This window comes from Lactobacillus johnsonii (genome assembly GCF_013487865.1).
Lineage (GTDB): Bacteria > Bacillota > Bacilli > Lactobacillales > Lactobacillaceae > Lactobacillus > Lactobacillus johnsonii_A.
Genome location: NZ_CP047409.1, coordinates 1,881,238 through 1,898,562, shown reverse-complemented (window position 1 = coordinate 1,898,562; position 17,325 = coordinate 1,881,238). Strand labels below are relative to the sequence as shown.

7 protein-coding genes, 5 tRNA genes and 4 rRNA genes are annotated in these 17,325 nt (G+C 40.5%); 14 read left to right on the top strand and 2 right to left on the bottom strand.

Annotation, left to right across the window (positions count from 1 at the left end):
* Positions 1-37 precede the first annotated feature (37 nt).
* Together GTO82_RS09240 and GTO82_RS09235 are read right to left on the bottom strand one after the other, a co-directional pair.
* Positions 38-1,237, bottom strand: a complete 1,200-nt coding sequence (locus tag GTO82_RS09240) for an MDR family MFS transporter (RefSeq protein ID WP_180873284.1) — start codon at positions 1,235-1,237, stop codon at positions 38-40.
* 116 nt (positions 1,238-1,353) lie between these two features.
* Complete coding sequence (locus GTO82_RS09235; protein WP_004898124.1) at positions 1,354-1,590, bottom strand: hypothetical protein; 237 nt, start codon at positions 1,588-1,590, stop codon at positions 1,354-1,356.
* Between the two features lie 165 nt (positions 1,591-1,755).
* Here GTO82_RS09235 and GTO82_RS09230 point away from each other — a divergent pair, with 165 nt between their 5' ends.
* The 14 genes from GTO82_RS09230 to GTO82_RS09165 all read left to right on the top strand — a co-directional run bounded on the left by GTO82_RS09230 (position 1,756) and on the right by GTO82_RS09165 (position 17,203).
* Entirely contained in the window at positions 1,756-3,075 is a 1,320-nt protein-coding gene (locus tag GTO82_RS09230; RefSeq protein WP_180873283.1) for a PTS transporter subunit EIIC, read from the top strand.
* Positions 3,065-3,976 carry an alpha/beta hydrolase gene (locus GTO82_RS09225; RefSeq protein WP_180874124.1) on the top strand — a complete coding sequence of 304 codons (912 nt, stop codon included), beginning with the start codon at positions 3,065-3,067 and terminating at the stop codon, positions 3,974-3,976. The genes GTO82_RS09230 and GTO82_RS09225 overlap by 11 nt, the downstream gene beginning before the upstream one ends.
* A 253-nt stretch (positions 3,977-4,229) precedes the next feature.
* The gene (locus GTO82_RS09220) at positions 4,230-6,344 is read left to right on the top strand and encodes an ATP-dependent Clp protease ATP-binding subunit (RefSeq protein ID WP_180873282.1); all 2,115 of its coding nucleotides are present in this window, start codon (positions 4,230-4,232) and stop codon (positions 6,342-6,344) included.
* A 90-nt stretch (positions 6,345-6,434) separates the two neighbouring features.
* Positions 6,435-7,837 (top strand): IS3-like element IS1223 family transposase gene (locus GTO82_RS09215; RefSeq protein WP_127835455.1). Its coding sequence is split into 2 segments (ribosomal slippage): positions 6,435-6,909 and positions 6,909-7,837, totalling 1,404 coding nucleotides; the frame shifts between segments, so codons are not numbered across the junction.
* 130 nt (positions 7,838-7,967) lie between these two features.
* On the top strand, positions 7,968-9,365 hold the full coding sequence (locus tag GTO82_RS09210; RefSeq protein ID WP_180873281.1) for an APC family permease: 1,398 nt from the start codon (positions 7,968-7,970) through the stop codon (positions 9,363-9,365).
* Positions 9,366-9,796: 431 nt separating this feature from the next.
* Positions 9,797-11,369, top strand: a 16S ribosomal RNA gene (locus GTO82_RS09205).
* A 141-nt stretch (positions 11,370-11,510) separates the two neighbouring features.
* Positions 11,511-11,584, top strand: a tRNA-Ile gene (locus GTO82_RS09200).
* Between the two features lie 34 nt (positions 11,585-11,618).
* Positions 11,619-11,691 (top strand) — tRNA-Ala (locus GTO82_RS09195).
* Positions 11,692-11,816: 125 nt separating this feature from the next.
* Positions 11,817-14,719 (top strand): 23S ribosomal RNA (locus GTO82_RS09190).
* A 61-nt stretch (positions 14,720-14,780) separates the two neighbouring features.
* Positions 14,781-14,897 (top strand): 5S ribosomal RNA (gene rrf / locus GTO82_RS09185).
* 13 nt (positions 14,898-14,910) lie between these two features.
* Positions 14,911-14,986, top strand: a tRNA-Asn gene (locus GTO82_RS09180).
* A gap of 322 nt (positions 14,987-15,308) precedes the next feature.
* Positions 15,309-16,881, top strand: a 16S ribosomal RNA gene (locus GTO82_RS09175).
* The 16S, 23S and 5S rRNA genes sit together here with 5 tRNA genes alongside, the layout of an rRNA operon.
* A gap of 141 nt (positions 16,882-17,022) precedes the next feature.
* A tRNA-Ile gene (locus GTO82_RS09170) sits at positions 17,023-17,096 on the top strand.
* A gap of 34 nt (positions 17,097-17,130) precedes the next feature.
* Positions 17,131-17,203: transfer RNA gene (locus GTO82_RS09165), tRNA-Ala, on the top strand.
* Positions 17,204-17,325 lie beyond the last annotated feature (122 nt).

Sequence of the window (17,325 nt, the reverse complement as noted above, 5' to 3'; positions counted from 1 at the left end):
TAGGCTTTTTTTGTAATTTGGGTAAAATAAAAAATCGCTATTCAGCGATTTTTTTCTTGTTATAGGCGTTAATAATGGCAAATAGAAGAACAGAAATTAAAACCAAAACAGTGCAAACTACAAATAAGGTCAAATAGGAAAAATTATCAATTATTAAAGCTCCAATTAATGGTCCTAGAGCTCGCCCAGCTGATGTAACTGATTGAACAATTCCTTGATATTTTCCCTTATCTTTATTACTAGCACGGTCATTAACAAAAGTTGAGACAGCAGGAAAAGCTAAAATTTCTCCGCATGTTAGAACGGCCATGGCTAAAACAAAGTTAAAGTAGTGGGTTGCTCCAATTAGTAGTAAGAATGCAAGCCCAAACAGACTGAATCCAATATATAGGCGACCATGAAGATGATCAGTTAACCAGTCATCAAAGTAAGTTAATAACGGTTGAATGAGGACAATTAAGATAGCATTTAGAGTCCAAAGTAAACTATATAGACGAACACTCATATGTAGACCAAGCATATAGGAGGAAATATTAGAATTCCATTGTTCATAAGCAATCCAGGCAGCTAAGACACAAATTAAGATAGAAAAAATAGCTTTTTTTGCGCCGTAAGGAATTTTTTCTTGATGGGCAGATGTAGTCGCTTTTTTATTTGTAGATGCATGAGCTTGGTTTAGACCACGATATTCGAGAAAAATTACGATACTCAAAAAGGCAAACATAATAAAAGCAAGTAAGAAAATATAAGTAATGCCAAACGGTAAAATGAACCCCACCATTAGTGATCCAAATACTAAACCTAAATTTTGAGTGAAGTACAAGGCGTTAAACACATAGGAGGCATTGCGGCTTTTAATTAAAGTAGCAATTGAATTTAAGCCAGTTACTACAATACCGTTACCTAAACCTAAAGTAATTAACAAAATTGGGTAGGCTGGCCAGCCATGAAATAAAACTAGTAAGAAAGTGGATAAAGTGGAAATACTGACACCAGTTAAAAGGGTTTGGTAAGGATGCCATTTATCGAATAAAAGACCTCCAACTGCGTTTCCCACCATTGTAAAAGCTGAATTTATAAATAAAACAATCCCAGCTACTGTAAGAGTCTCATGAAGATAATTATGAATATAAATAGTAGTTAGTGGCCAAATAAAACTAACACCAGTATTAATTATTAAAGAACCAGCGAATAACCAGATTAATTTAATTGGATCTAGTGAATGTTTTTTTAGCATGAATTTTCCTCCTTTAAAGCAGAATAGTTGTATAAAAATAAGCTGACACTTGTCAGCTTATTTTTTAGAATTGCTACCTTTATTTTGCCGGAAGCTATTAGTTTATGCAATGACGATTAAGACTCGCCATTTATCCAGCTACTATTGAAGGTACGAAGAACCTCATTAGCTGGAAAGGCATCTTTTCCGGTATGTTTAACTGCTTCATGAACTTGTTTTTGAGTTAAATGATCGCATACATAGCTCTTAATTGCTTCATTAATTACTAAATCCCATTCTTTATCTGAATGATTTAAATAGTAGTTAAGTAGACGGTCAGTTTCATCATTAATCGAAAAGCTTCGTTTAGCCATAATTTTTCTCCTTTTTATTTTCCCCATCATTATAGCATGTTCTTTCTTTAATCTGGGGTTAAAGAAACTTGGTTAATTTAATCTGTATTTTAATAAAAAAGAATATGTTTCTTTCAAAATTTAATTTAAACTAGGGGATAGATTATTAGAAGTAAGGACTAAGTTATGGAAAAAATAATTTTTAAAACCATTGTGCGACTTCGTAGATTAGCATTTTTTAGAGTGACTGATCGAACCCTAATGATGCTAATGCCACTTGCTGTTGTGGGAAGTATTTTTCAGTTTTTATGGCAGAGTGTTTTTTCTCCAACGAGTTTAATATCTAATATTTTTTATTTTGATAAGTGGTTACCTGATCAGATTTTTAATGCATCGTGGTATGCCTGCCAGGGTGTTACCAGTGTAATATTTGGTACTTTTGGGCTATTTACTGCATATTTTTCAGCCCAATATACTGCACGTTTATATCAAAAAGATGCTCAGATGGCTGGTGTTTCAGGAATGCTAGCTTTACTCCTCTGTGCCTATCGCTTCAGGGATATACGGGATTTTCAGTTATCTTTTAACTGGCGTTTTTTGAATATTAATAGTTTTTTATTTGCTCTTTTAATTGGGTTTGGGACTGGACTTATTTTTAGATTCCTTGGAACTGATTACCAGCATCGCCATGCAGAAAGTGCCCAAGTAATAAAGCAAAGGGCTTTTAATTCATTTCGACCAATGCTTGCTACTTGGCTAATTGGATTAGTAATTGGAATTTTGGCTAGCTTAGTCCATGTACGAATGATCGCAACAAACTTCTATCAATTTTTCCAAAGTCAGGGACAGAATAATTTAAATCTTGGTATTTTTATTCCTTTATTACTTTTAGCACTATTGTTAAACTGGTGCGGAATTGGCCAGCCTTTAGTATCTCTGACGGCTGGTAGTGATAGTGCTACTAATGTTGCAAACTTAAACTATGCTTTGACACATGGTTCAAGTTGGAATGTGCCTAATCCATATGTGGGAAATTCTTTATATCAGTCTTATGGAAAGTTTGGTGGTAGTGGGTTGACTTTAGTGATCTTGATTGGCATTTTGATTTTCATTAAGAAAAATGATATTGCTAAAATAGCGCGTTGGAGTTTTGTTCCAACTCTATTTGGTTCTAATCAAGGAGCTTTAATTGGACTTCCGATTATACTTAATCCATTATTTCTAGTACCCTATGTATTTTTACCAGTCGTAAATATGCTTTTAGCTGCCAGTATGATTGCGATTCATTTAATTCCTGCTTCGGCCTACAATGTATTGTCTGGAACTCCGAGGCCTTTGTATGCCTTTATTGCTACGAATGGAACCTGGCAAGCGCTGATTTTCGCAATGCTTTTATTTGCATTTGACATTTTGTTATATCTCCCAATTGTGAAGATGGCTAAAGATGTTCAAGACGAAATTGATTTGTTAAATGATGAGGAGGCTGGCTATGAATATGTTAAATAAAAAGATGATATCGAAAAATCGTCTACTTTTGTTAGGTACCTTCATCTTTTTAATACTTTTATCTATTCCAACATTTTTTTGGATTAAAAGTGCTAACCATGATTTAGCTGAAAGACGAAAATCACAGATGTCTCCTGTAATTATGATTCCAGGGTCAAGTGCAACTACTGAGCGTTTTAATGAACTAGTTAATCTGCTAAATAAAGACACTCTGAAAAAGCACAGTTTATTAAAAATTCAAGTGAAGAAAGATGGAACACTAAAGTATAGCGGTAAAATTAATCGTAATGATAATGAACCGTTTATTGTAGTAGGATTTGAAAATAATCATGATGGTTATGCCAATATTAAGAAACAAGCAGGTTGGTTTGATGAGGCTTTTGCCCAGCTCAGCCAGCAGTATAAATTTAATAATTTTAAGGCATTTGGGCATTCAAATGGTGGCTTGATTTGGACATATTGGCTAGAAAAATACTATGCAGATTATAGTGATGAAATCAAAATAAAGAAATTGATGACCCTCGGGACACCATATAACTTCAATGAGAGTAATGTTGACCATAAAACTGAAATGCTGAATGATTTTATTAAAAATCGAAAGAAAATTCCTAAGAATTTAGATGTATATTCAGTCTCAGGTGGAGAGAATTATGAGTCGGATGGGTTAGTACCTGAAAGTAGCGTGGCAGCAGGAAAGTATATTTTTCAAAATCAGGTAAAGCACTATACAACAATGACCGTTACAGGATCAGATGCGCAGCATTCTTCTCTTCCACAAAATAAACAGGTAGTTCAGTTAATTAAGCAATATTTACTTGAAAATAATAATGGAAATAATCTGCCTGGCAATAACCAGCGACCACAAGAAAACCCTAAAAAGAAAAGGAAAATAAATGATTAAATTATTTGAAAATTAATAGAAATAAATAATTTTAAAACTATTTCATGATACTAATTCACAAACTTTTTAAGCATAAAATGCTTTATATAGCATTCTATGCGTATTTTATTCACAAATTAAAATAAACTGTGGAAAAAATACTATATAATATTTTGCTTTCTGTGGATAACCTGCTATAATAATAAATGTGAGTAGTTAGCACTTATAACTTATGAGTGCTAAAATTTTTGAGAATATGAGGAGTGTGTAAAGCATGGCATACTTTGACAATGGAAACTACAATTTTGATGATTTGTTTAATGAATTAAACAGAGATTTTTTCAATGATGGAAGAATGAGTAGCGGTCAACAACCAATGAGATATAGTGCTGGTCAAGCACATCAACAAGGCGCTCAAAATGGCCAACAAAAGGAAAAGCCAATTGGTGTTGATTTAACTGAACAAGCTAAGAAGGGGAAATACGATCCTGTCATTGGACGTACTGCTATTATTGATCAAGTTATTGAGATTTTAAGTAGACGTAAGAAGAACAATCCTGTTTTGACTGGTCCTGCTGGTGTTGGTAAAACTTCTGTAGTTGAAGGATTAGCTCAAAGAATTGTTGATGGGGACGTTCCTGAAAAGCTAAAGAATGCTCACATTATTGAGTTGAATATTAATGAATTAGTTGCAGGTACTTCTCTTCGTGGTAGTTTTGAAGAAAAACTAAAGAAGATTATTGATAAAGCTAAGGGTGACAAGAATGTTATTCTCTTTATCGATGAATTACATAATATTGTTGGTGCAGGTTCTACTGATTCAGAAAATAATTCTGGGGATGCTGCTAATATCTTAAAGCCAGCATTAGCCAGCGGTGAAATTCGTGTTATTGGTGCAACTACTACTAGTGAATACCAACAAATCGAAAAAGACCCTGCTTTAGCTAGAAGATTCCAACCAGTTCAAGTTCCAGAACCAACTATCAAGGATGCTATTCAAATTTTGAAGGGATTAGCTCCAAGATATGAAAAGTATCACAATGTTAAATACGATCCAGAAGCTTTGAAGCTTGCTGCAGAACTTTCAAATCGTTACATTAATGATCGTCACTTACCAGATAAGGCAATTGACTTAATGGACGAGGCTGGTGCTAAGAAGTCCTTAGGTATGGATCAAAAAGATGAAACTTCAATTAAGAACAAGATTCATGCCTTAGAAGGTAAAAAGGAAGAAGCAGCTAAGAATGAAAAATATGATGAAGCTGCTAAGATTAAGAAAGAAATTGAAGACCTTAAGAAAGATCTTAAGAATGCCGGTAAAGCTAGTGAACTTAAAGTTACACCAGAAGATATGTATGCTTTAATTCAAACTAAGACTGGTATTCCAATGAGCGAAATTAATGCAAATGAAGCTCAAAAGAATGCTAACTTAGCTTCTGACTTGAAGAAAGTTGTTATTGACCAAGATAAGGCTATTGACATCATTACTGATGCAATTGCACGTAAGCAAGTATTTAAGGATTCTAACCGTCCAACTGGTTCATTCTTACTTACTGGTCCTACTGGTGTTGGTAAGACTGAATTGGCTAAGCAATTAGCAATTAAGTTATTTGGTAAGACAGATGCATTGGTACGTTTGGATATGTCCGAATATCAAGACCAAATGGCTGTTAATAAGTTGATCGGTTCAGCACCTGGTTATGTTGGCTATGGCGAAGGTGGTCAATTAACTGAAAAGATTCGTCACCAACCATATTCATTGATTTTGCTTGATGAAATTGAAAAAGCAAATCCTCAAGTCTTCAATGCTTTGCTTCAAATCATGGATGATGGTCGTTTAACTGATGCACAAGGTAGAACAATTTCCTTCAAAGATACAATCATTATCATGACTTCAAATGCTGGATACTCTGATAAGTTACTTAAGGGTGATGATCAAGATGCTTTACGTAAAGCACTTGAAGTTTACTTCAGACCAGAATTCTTGAACCGTCTTGATGCAATTGTTCCATTTAATTCATTAACTAGTGAAGATATGCTCAAGATCTTAGACCTTTACTTAGTAAAGATGGAGAAGTCTCTTGCTAAGAGAAACATTAAGCTTCATGTTACTGATGATGCTAAGAAGTACTTGGCTAAGAAGGGCTATGACAAGGAATTCGGTGCTCGTCCATTGAGAAGAGTTGTTGAACAAGACCTTGAAACCCCAGCAGCTAAGTTGATTGTTTCTAAGCCAGATACTAAAGAAGTTAAATTCACTATTGATGATAAGCATTTGTACTTAAATGGTGAAATTCTTGAAGATGTATTGTTTGACAAGGAAACTCGTGAACAAGAAAAGAAAGACATCAAGGAAGCTGAAAAAGCTGACAAAAAAGAAGAAAAATAGTTAACAATATTTTGAAAAAAGACTACGAACTAAATTGAAGTGCCTCATAATTGTTAGACATAAAATCTAATAATTATGAGGTATTTTTTTATGACCAAATATTCGACTGAATTAAAAATTGAAATTGTTTCCAAATATTTAAATCATGAAGATTCAATAAAAGGTTTAGCTAAACAATATAATATTCATTGGACTCTTATTCGTAGGTGGGTTGATAAGGCTAAGTGTCAAGGTTTAGCTGCCTTATCTGTTAAACATACTAAAACTACTTATTCTTCTGACTTTAGGCTAAATGTGGTACGCTACTACTTAACACATTCTATTGGAGTTTCAAAGGTAGCGGCTAAGTTTAATATTAGTGATTCTCAAGTATACAATTGGGCTAAAAAGTTCAATGAAGAAGGATACGCTGGGCTGCTGCCTAAACAGAAAGGTCGGCCTAGGAAAGTGCCTAAAAAGAGTAAGAAGACAACTAAAAAGTTAGAACTTAGTGAAAAGCAAAAGTATGAAGAAAAAATTCTTAAGCAGGAAGCTGAATTAGAAAGACTTAGAGTGGAAAATCTTGTCTTAAAAAAAGTGGCTGCCCGATATCCACGTTATCCAACAAACAAAAAACACAATTAATACAGGATATTCGGGCAAAACACCATCAAATTAAACTTAAGGTCTTATTTAAGGTGCTTAAATTAAATAGAAAGACTTACTATGACAATGTAAAAAATAGAATTAATCAAGCTGATAAGTATGCTTTAGTAAAAGAGAAGATTCAAGAAATCTATTATGGCTATGAAGGACAAGAAACATATGGTTATCGTCCTATGTGGGGAGCGTTAAGAGATGAAGGATTTAAATTTTCTCTAGAAACAGTACGTAAGTTAATGAGAAGTTTAGGAATAAAAACAACAATTTATCATAAAAATACTGGTAAATATAGTTCGTATAAGGGTAATGTAGGAAAGAAAGCACCAAATATCCTAAATCAAACTTTTGATGAAACTATCCCCTATAAAGTTCTTCATACCGATGTAACCGAATATAAACTAACTAACGGCAAGAAAGTTTATATTTCTCCTGTAGTAGATGAAGCTTCTTTGGAGATTCTAGCTTGTGCAGTAAGTTACTCTCCTGAAATGAAAACTATTTATAATATGCTAGATGAACTAGCAGATAATCTTCCACCAGGAGCTGCTCCTATCCTTCATTCAGATCAAGGCTTTCAATATCAGAATCCAGGCTATCAGGCTCGACTAAAGAAAATGAATATAATCCAAAGCATGTCCCGAAAAGGAAATTGTCATGATAATGCACCAGGAGAAACGATATTTAATCTAATGAAGAGAGAAAAACTGAATCGACTTAAGATTGGAAGTTTAGAAGAGATGAAGGAAATTCTGAAAGATTATATTTATTGGTTTAACAATGTTAGAAGATCAAACAAATTAAAATACACGACTCCTGTAAAATACAGAAATCGTGTATTATCAAATCTTTAAAATTTTATAAATGTCTAACTTTTCTATGGCACTTCATTTTCGTAGTCTTTTTTTAATTAATTTTAATTATAGGGTAGAAATAGCTATAAAATCAGGTATAATAATTAAAAATAAATTAAGGAGAGTTGGAATGAAAAACTTCTTTAAGAAAGTTCCAGTAAATACTTTTTTAAAAGCAGATTCTCGCTTAACTAGACATTTAAATGCTCGTGATTTAGTTGCGCTAGGAATTGGGGCAGTTATTGGAACAGGAATTTTTATTTTACCTGGTCATGAAGCAGCACAGCATGCTGGTCCAGCGGTTGCTATTTCTTTTTTATTAGCAGCAATTGTTTCTGGTATGGTAGGCATGGCTTATGCTGAATTTTCTTCTGCGATGCCAGTAGCTGGATCCGCCTATTCTTTTGGCTCAGTAATCTATGGAGAAGTAGTAGGGTGGATAATTGGATGGGGATTATTATTAGAATATTTTTTAGCTGTTTCTGCTGAAGCGACTGGTTTTGCTTCATATTTTAATAATAATATTTTAGCTTCAATTGGAATTCATCTGCCTAAAGCACTTGAAGCTGGACCAATGGAAGGCGGAGTAATAAATATTTCTGCTGTTTTAATTGTGTTAATCGTTGCCTTGATTTTATATCAAGGTGCTAACTTATCTAAACGTGTGGAAAATATAGCAGTAATTATTAAAGTCGCAATTATTATTTTGTTTATTGTAATTGGAATGTTCTATATTAAGGCTGATAACTATGTTCCATTTTATCCTAAGAAATTCCAGACCCCACCACTAGGAATTGGAGGAATATCTACAGCTGCCGCTACTGTATTCTTTGCATTTATCGGGTTTGATGCTTTAGCAGCAAATAGTGCTGAAACGAAGGATCCTGAAAAAAACGTTGTTAAAGGAATCATGGGGACAGTAATTATTGCTGTTCTATTATATGTAAGTTTTTCTCTGGTTTTAACTGGAATGGTTAATTATAAACAATTAAATGTTGACGATCCAGCGGCTTATGCACTGAAAGTGGTCGGACTAACCGCATGGAATAAATTGATTACCGTTGGAGCATTAGTCGGAATCTTTACCGCAATGATTACTATGTTGCTAGGCGGCTCAAGATTACTCTATGCTTTAGGAAGAGATGGATTATTACCCGATTCCATGGGAAGTGTACATGTTAAAAAGATGATCCCAGATCATGCAGTAATTGTTTCTACAATAGTAGCCGCTATTTTTGCTGGATTGGTTCCTTTAATGGAATTAGCTTCCTTAATTAATGCAGGTACGCTAATCGCATTTGCTTTAATTTCATTTGGAATTATTCCTCTACGGCATCGAAAAGATATTGTGAATGATGGATTTAAGATGCCACTTTATCCGGTACTGCCTATAATTGCCGGATCACTAAGTGTATATTTCATTTGGATGCTACCAAAGATGACAAAAATTATGGTGGGAATCTGGTTAATCGTGGGAATCATTGTATATGCAACATATGGTATAAAACACTCTAAACTACAGAATTAGTTAAAAAGGTCTCAAGTTGAGGCCTTTTTTAGCACTCTAAAAAAATATTGCTAATTTTTTTGCAAAAAAGGGTTGACGAAAAGTAAAAAAGCCTGTAAAGTAATACATGCTGTTTGAGGCAAGCGAAAAGAGCGAATAAAAAAGTTTAAAAAAAGCTTGTCAAAGCGAGCAAAAGATGATAATATTATAAAGCTGTCATTTGAGAGAGATGAGAAAATTAAAAAAAGTTCTTGTCAAAGCTTAAAGGACATGATATAATATAAAAGTTGTCACATGACAACGGTAGTACCTTGAAAACTGAACAAAGTTTCGCTGAAAGTGTGCGGGATATAAAAATCCCAAACAAAAGCGAAGTCAATTCGCAAGCAATAAATTTGAGATAACTCAAAGAAAGTTTTAGAGCTAAACGATAAAAAGCTCATTTTCAAAAGGAAAATGAGAGTTTGATCCTGGCTCAGGACGAACGCTGGCGGCGTGCCTAATACATGCAAGTCGAGCGAGCTTGCCTAGATGATTTTAGTGCTTGCACTAAATGAAACTAGATACAAGCGAGCGGCGGACGGGTGAGTAACACGTGGGTAACCTGCCCAAGAGACTGGGATAACACCTGGAAACAGATGCTAATACCGGATAACAACACTAGACGCATGTCTAGAGTTTGAAAGATGGTTCTGCTATCACTCTTGGATGGACCTGCGGTGCATTAGCTAGTTGGTAAGGTAACGGCTTACCAAGGCAATGATGCATAGCCGAGTTGAGAGACTGATCGGCCACATTGGGACTGAGACACGGCCCAAACTCCTACGGGAGGCAGCAGTAGGGAATCTTCCACAATGGACGAAAGTCTGATGGAGCAACGCCGCGTGAGTGAAGAAGGGTTTCGGCTCGTAAAGCTCTGTTGGTAGTGAAGAAAGATAGAGGTAGTAACTGGCCTTTATTTGACGGTAATTACTTAGAAAGTCACGGCTAACTACGTGCCAGCAGCCGCGGTAATACGTAGGTGGCAAGCGTTGTCCGGATTTATTGGGCGTAAAGCGAGTGCAGGCGGTTCAATAAGTCTGATGTGAAAGCCTTCGGCTCAACCGGAGAATTGCATCAGAAACTGTTGAACTTGAGTGCAGAAGAGGAGAGTGGAACTCCATGTGTAGCGGTGGAATGCGTAGATATATGGAAGAACACCAGTGGCGAAGGCGGCTCTCTGGTCTGCAACTGACGCTGAGGCTCGAAAGCATGGGTAGCGAACAGGATTAGATACCCTGGTAGTCCATGCCGTAAACGATGAGTGCTAAGTGTTGGGAGGTTTCCGCCTCTCAGTGCTGCAGCTAACGCATTAAGCACTCCGCCTGGGGAGTACGACCGCAAGGTTGAAACTCAAAGGAATTGACGGGGGCCCGCACAAGCGGTGGAGCATGTGGTTTAATTCGAAGCAACGCGAAGAACCTTACCAGGTCTTGACATCCAGTGCAAACCTAAGAGATTAGGTGTTCCCTTCGGGGACGCTGAGACAGGTGGTGCATGGCTGTCGTCAGCTCGTGTCGTGAGATGTTGGGTTAAGTCCCGCAACGAGCGCAACCCTTGTCATTAGTTGCCATCATTAAGTTGGGCACTCTAATGAGACTGCCGGTGACAAACCGGAGGAAGGTGGGGATGACGTCAAGTCATCATGCCCCTTATGACCTGGGCTACACACGTGCTACAATGGACGGTACAACGAGAAGCGAACCTGCGAAGGCAAGCGGATCTCTTAAAGCCGTTCTCAGTTCGGACTGTAGGCTGCAACTCGCCTACACGAAGCTGGAATCGCTAGTAATCGCGGATCAGCACGCCGCGGTGAATACGTTCCCGGGCCTTGTACACACCGCCCGTCACACCATGAGAGTCTGTAACACCCAAAGCCGGTGGGATAACCTTTATAGGAGTCAGCCGTCTAAGGTAGGACAGATGATTAGGGTGAAGTCGTAACAAGGTAGCCGTAGGAGAACCTGCGGCTGGATCACCTCCTTTCTAAGGAAGGCGAAAGATGATGGAGAGTGCGAGAGCACTAAGAGAAGTCATCGAGAAAGCCAAGCGGAAGCACACTGAGAAACTTTGTTTAGTTTTGAGGGTATTACCTCAAACAACTTGAATAACAAGCCAAGCACAATCGGGCCTATAGCTCAGCTGGTTAGAGCGCACGCCTGATAAGCGTGAGGTCGATGGTTCAAGTCCATTTAGGCCCATTCAAAGCAAAAAGCTTTGATAAAAGGCAATGATGGGGGCTTAGCTCAGATGGGAGAGCGCCTGCTTTGCACGCAGGAGGTCATCGGTTCGATCCCGTTAGCCTCCATTGAGACACAATGTCTCAATGGTTAGTACATTGAAAACTGAATATAATCAAAAGCAAAAAACCGAGACAATCGAAAAAACAGATTGAAGAGCGACCGAGAAGAGAGAGAAACTCAACTTGAAATAGGTCAAGTAGAAAAGGGCGCATGGTGAATGCCTTGGCACTAGAAGCCGATGAAGGACGTGACGAACCACGAAAGGCTTCGGGGAGCAGTAAGTAAGCAATGATCCGGAGATATCCGAATGGGGGAACCCAATACCGTGAGGTATTATCATTAACTGTTAAGGTTAATGAAGGAAGACGCAGTGAACTGAAACATCTAAGTAGCTGCAGGAAGAGAAAGAAAAATCGATTTCCCAAGTAGCGGCGAGCGAACAGGAAAGAGCCCAAACCAGCTGGCTTGCCAGTTGGGGTTGTAGGACTGCGATATAGTACTTGAAGTGATAGCAGAATTATCTGGAAAGATAAGCCAGAGAGGGTGAGAGCCCCGTACGCGAAATTGCGGAGAGACTTAGCAGGATCCTGAGTAGGTCGGGACACGAGGAATCCCGATTGAAACCGCGAGGACCATCTCGCAAGGCTAAATACTAACTAGTGACCGATAGTGAACCAGTACCGTGAGGGAAAGGTGAAAAGAACCCCGGAAGGGGAGTGAAAGAGAACCTGAAACCGTGTGCCTACAAGTAGTCAGAGCACATTAAAGTGTAATGGCGTGCCTTTTGTAGAATGAACCGGCGAGTTACGTTATGGTGCAAGGTTAAGTCAGAAAAGACGGAGCCGGAGCGAAAGCGAGTCTGAATAGGGCGACAGAGTATCATGACGTAGACCCGAAACCAAGTGACCTACCCATGACCAGGTTGAAGGCGTGGTAAAACACGCTGGAGGACCGAACCCACGTGAGTTAAAAATCGCGGGGATGAGTTGTGGGTAGCGGTGAAATTCCAAACGAACTTGGAGATAGCTGGTTCTCTCCGAAATAGCTTTAGGGCTAGCCTCGTGTGAATGATAATGGAGGTAGAGCGCTGTTTGGACTAGGGGCCCGTCAGGGGTTACTGAATCCAGATAAACTCCGAATGCCAGATATCAATGCACGGGAGTCAGACTGCGAGTGATAAGATCCGTAGTCGAAAGGGAAACAGCCCAGATCACCAGTTAAGGTCCCCAAATCTATGCTAAGTGGAAAAGGATGTGGAGTTGCGTAGACAACTAGGATGTTGGCTTAGAAGCAGCCACCATTTAAAGAGTGCGTAATAGCTCACTAGTCGAGTGACGCTGCGCCGAAAATGTACCGGGGCTAAGCATAGTACCGAAACTGTGGATGCATATATTATATGCGTGGTAGGAGAGCGTTCTAAGTGCGGCGAAGTTAGATCGAGAGGACTAATGGAGCGCTTAGAAGTGAGAATGCCGGTATGAGTAGCGAAAGATAGGTGAGAATCCTATCCGCCGAAAGACTAAGGTTTCCTGGGGCAGGCTCGTCCGCCCAGGGTAAGTCGGGACCTAAGGTAAGGCCGAGAGGCGTAGCCGATGGACAACAGGTAGATATTCCTGTACTGAAATTGTTCGATATGAGCAAAGGAGGGACGCAGGAGGCCAATGACGCATGTTGCTGGAAATACATGTGCAAGCAGTAAGAAAAAAGATGAGTCAAATGCTTGTCTTTAGATTTCAAGCTGTGACGCGGAGCGAAATAAAAGTAGCGAAGGTCATGATGTCACACTGCCAAGAAAAGCTTCTAGCCAGAACAATTTTACCCGTACCGCAAACCGACACAGGTAGTCGAGTGGAGAACACTCAGGTGAGCGAGAGAACTCTCGTTAAGGAACTCGGCAAAATGACCCCGTAACTTCGGGAGAAGGGGTGCTGATAGTAAAATATCAGCCGCAGTGAATAGGCCCAAACAACTGTTTATCAAAAACACAGGTATCTGCAAAATCGTAAGATGACGTATAGGTACTGACACCTGCCCGGTGCTGGAAGGTTAAGAGGAGAGCTTAGCGCAAGCGAAGGTTTGAATTGAAGCCCCAGTAAACGGCGGCCGTAACTATAACGGTCCTAAGGTAGCGAAATTCCTTGTCGGGTAAGTTCCGACCTGCACGAAAGGTGTAATGATTTGGGCACTGTCTCAACGAGAGACTCGGTGAAATTATAATACCCGTGAAGATGCGGGTTACCCGCGACAGGACGGAAAGACCCCATGGAGCTTTACTGTAGCTTGATATTGAGTATTTGTTAAACATGTACAGGATAGGTAGGAGCCAGAGAAAGTAGGACGCTAGTCTTACCGGAGGCAATGTTGGGATACTACCCTTGTTTGATGGATCCTCTAACTCACAGAGCTGAGCGTTCTGGAGGACAGTGTCAGGTGGGCAGTTTGACTGGGGCGGTCGCCTCCTAAAGTGTAACGGAGGCGCCCAAAGGTTCCCTCAGAATGGTTGGAAATCATTCGCAGAGTGTAAAGGTATAAGGGAGCTTGACTGCGAGAGCTACAACTCGAGCAGGGACGAAAGTCGGGCTTAGTGATCTGGTGGTACTGCATGGAAAGGCCATCACTCAACGGATAAAAGCTACCCTGGGGATAACAGGCTTATCTCCCCCAAGAGTTCACATCGACGGGGAGGTTTGGCACCTCGATGTCGGCTCGTCGCATCCTGGGGCTGAAGTCGGTCCCAAGGGTTGGGCTGTTCGCCCATTAAAGCGGCACGCGAGCTGGGTTCAGAACGTCGTGAGACAGTTCGGTCCCTATCCGTCGTGGGCGTAGGAAATTTGAGAGGAGCTGTCCTTAGTACGAGAGGACCGGGATGGACATACCGCTGGTGTACCAGTTGTCTTGCCAAAGGCATCGCTGGGTAGCTATGTATGGAAGGGATAAGCGCTGAAAGCATCTAAGTGCGAAGCCCCCCTCAAGATGAGATTTCCGATGCGAAAGCAGTAAGACACCTTAAAGACGATGAGGTAGATAGGCTAGGAGTGGAAGCATAGCGATATGTGGAGCGGACTAGTACTAATCAGTCGAGCACTTGACCAAAGCTCAAAGGTTTAAAGGCTAGAGATTATATTCAGTTTTGAGTGTAAAAGCTCAGAAAGAGTACGGTGGCGATGGCAAGAAGGATACACCTGTTCCCATGCCGAACACAGAAGTTAAGCTTCTTAACGCCGAGAGTAGTTGGTGGGAAACTGCCTGCGAGGGTAGGCAGTCGCCGTGCTCTTTTTTAATATTCCGGCTTAGCTCAGTTGGTAGAGCACCTGACTGTTAATCAGGTTGTCGTCAGTTCGAGTCTGACAGCCGGAGCCAATGGAGTCAACTAGGCTCCTATTTTTATCAAAAAATGATTAAAAAAGCTTGCCAAAGCGAGCAAAAGATGATAATATTATAAAGCTGTCATTTGAGAGAGATGAGAAAATTAAAAAAGTTCTTGTCAAAGCTTAAAGGACATGATATAATATAAAAGTTGTCACATGACAACGGTAGTACCTTGAAAACTGAACAAAGTTTCGCTGAAAGTGTGCGGGATATAAAAATCCCAAACAAAAGCGAAGTCAATTCGCAAGCAATAAATTTGAGATAACTCAAAGAAAGTTTTAGAGCTAAACGATAAAAAGCTCATTTTCAAAAGGAAAATGAGAGTTTGATCCTGGCTCAGGACGAACGCTGGCGGCGTGCCTAATACATGCAAGTCGAGCGAGCTTGCCTAGATGATTTTAGTGCTTGCACTAAATGAAACTAGATACAAGCGAGCGGCGGACGGGTGAGTAACACGTGGGTAACCTGCCCAAGAGACTGGGATAACACCTGGAAACAGATGCTAATACCGGATAACAACACTAGACGCATGTCTAGAGTTTGAAAGATGGTTCTGCTATCACTCTTGGATGGACCTGCGGTGCATTAGCTAGTTGGTAAGGTAACGGCTTACCAAGGCAATGATGCATAGCCGAGTTGAGAGACTGATCGGCCACATTGGGACTGAGACACGGCCCAAACTCCTACGGGAGGCAGCAGTAGGGAATCTTCCACAATGGACGAAAGTCTGATGGAGCAACGCCGCGTGAGTGAAGAAGGGTTTCGGCTCGTAAAGCTCTGTTGGTAGTGAAGAAAGATAGAGGTAGTAACTGGCCTTTATTTGACGGTAATTACTTAGAAAGTCACGGCTAACTACGTGCCAGCAGCCGCGGTAATACGTAGGTGGCAAGCGTTGTCCGGATTTATTGGGCGTAAAGCGAGTGCAGGCGGTTCAATAAGTCTGATGTGAAAGCCTTCGGCTCAACCGGAGAATTGCATCAGAAACTGTTGAACTTGAGTGCAGAAGAGGAGAGTGGAACTCCATGTGTAGCGGTGGAATGCGTAGATATATGGAAGAACACCAGTGGCGAAGGCGGCTCTCTGGTCTGCAACTGACGCTGAGGCTCGAAAGCATGGGTAGCGAACAGGATTAGATACCCTGGTAGTCCATGCCGTAAACGATGAGTGCTAAGTGTTGGGAGGTTTCCGCCTCTCAGTGCTGCAGCTAACGCATTAAGCACTCCGCCTGGGGAGTACGACCGCAAGGTTGAAACTCAAAGGAATTGACGGGGGCCCGCACAAGCGGTGGAGCATGTGGTTTAATTCGAAGCAACGCGAAGAACCTTACCAGGTCTTGACATCCAGTGCAAACCTAAGAGATTAGGTGTTCCCTTCGGGGACGCTGAGACAGGTGGTGCATGGCTGTCGTCAGCTCGTGTCGTGAGATGTTGGGTTAAGTCCCGCAACGAGCGCAACCCTTGTCATTAGTTGCCATCATTAAGTTGGGCACTCTAATGAGACTGCCGGTGACAAACCGGAGGAAGGTGGGGATGACGTCAAGTCATCATGCCCCTTATGACCTGGGCTACACACGTGCTACAATGGACGGTACAACGAGAAGCGAACCTGCGAAGGCAAGCGGATCTCTTAAAGCCGTTCTCAGTTCGGACTGTAGGCTGCAACTCGCCTACACGAAGCTGGAATCGCTAGTAATCGCGGATCAGCACGCCGCGGTGAATACGTTCCCGGGCCTTGTACACACCGCCCGTCACACCATGAGAGTCTGTAACACCCAAAGCCGGTGGGATAACCTTTATAGGAGTCAGCCGTCTAAGGTAGGACAGATGATTAGGGTGAAGTCGTAACAAGGTAGCCGTAGGAGAACCTGCGGCTGGATCACCTCCTTTCTAAGGAAGGCGAAAGATGATGGAGAGTGCGAGAGCACTAAGAGAAGTCATCGAGAAAGCCAAGCGGAAGCACACTGAGAAACTTTGTTTAGTTTTGAGGGTATTACCTCAAACAACTTGAATAACAAGCCAAGCACAATCGGGCCTATAGCTCAGCTGGTTAGAGCGCACGCCTGATAAGCGTGAGGTCGATGGTTCAAGTCCATTTAGGCCCATTCAAAGCAAAAAGCTTTGATAAAAGGCAATGATGGGGGCTTAGCTCAGATGGGAGAGCGCCTGCTTTGCACGCAGGAGGTCATCGGTTCGATCCCGTTAGCCTCCATTGAGACACAATGTCTCAATGGTTAGTACATTGAAAACTGAATATAATCAAAAGCAAAAAACCGAGACAATCGAAAAAACAGATTGAAGAGCGACCGAGAAGAGAGAGAAACTCAACTTGAA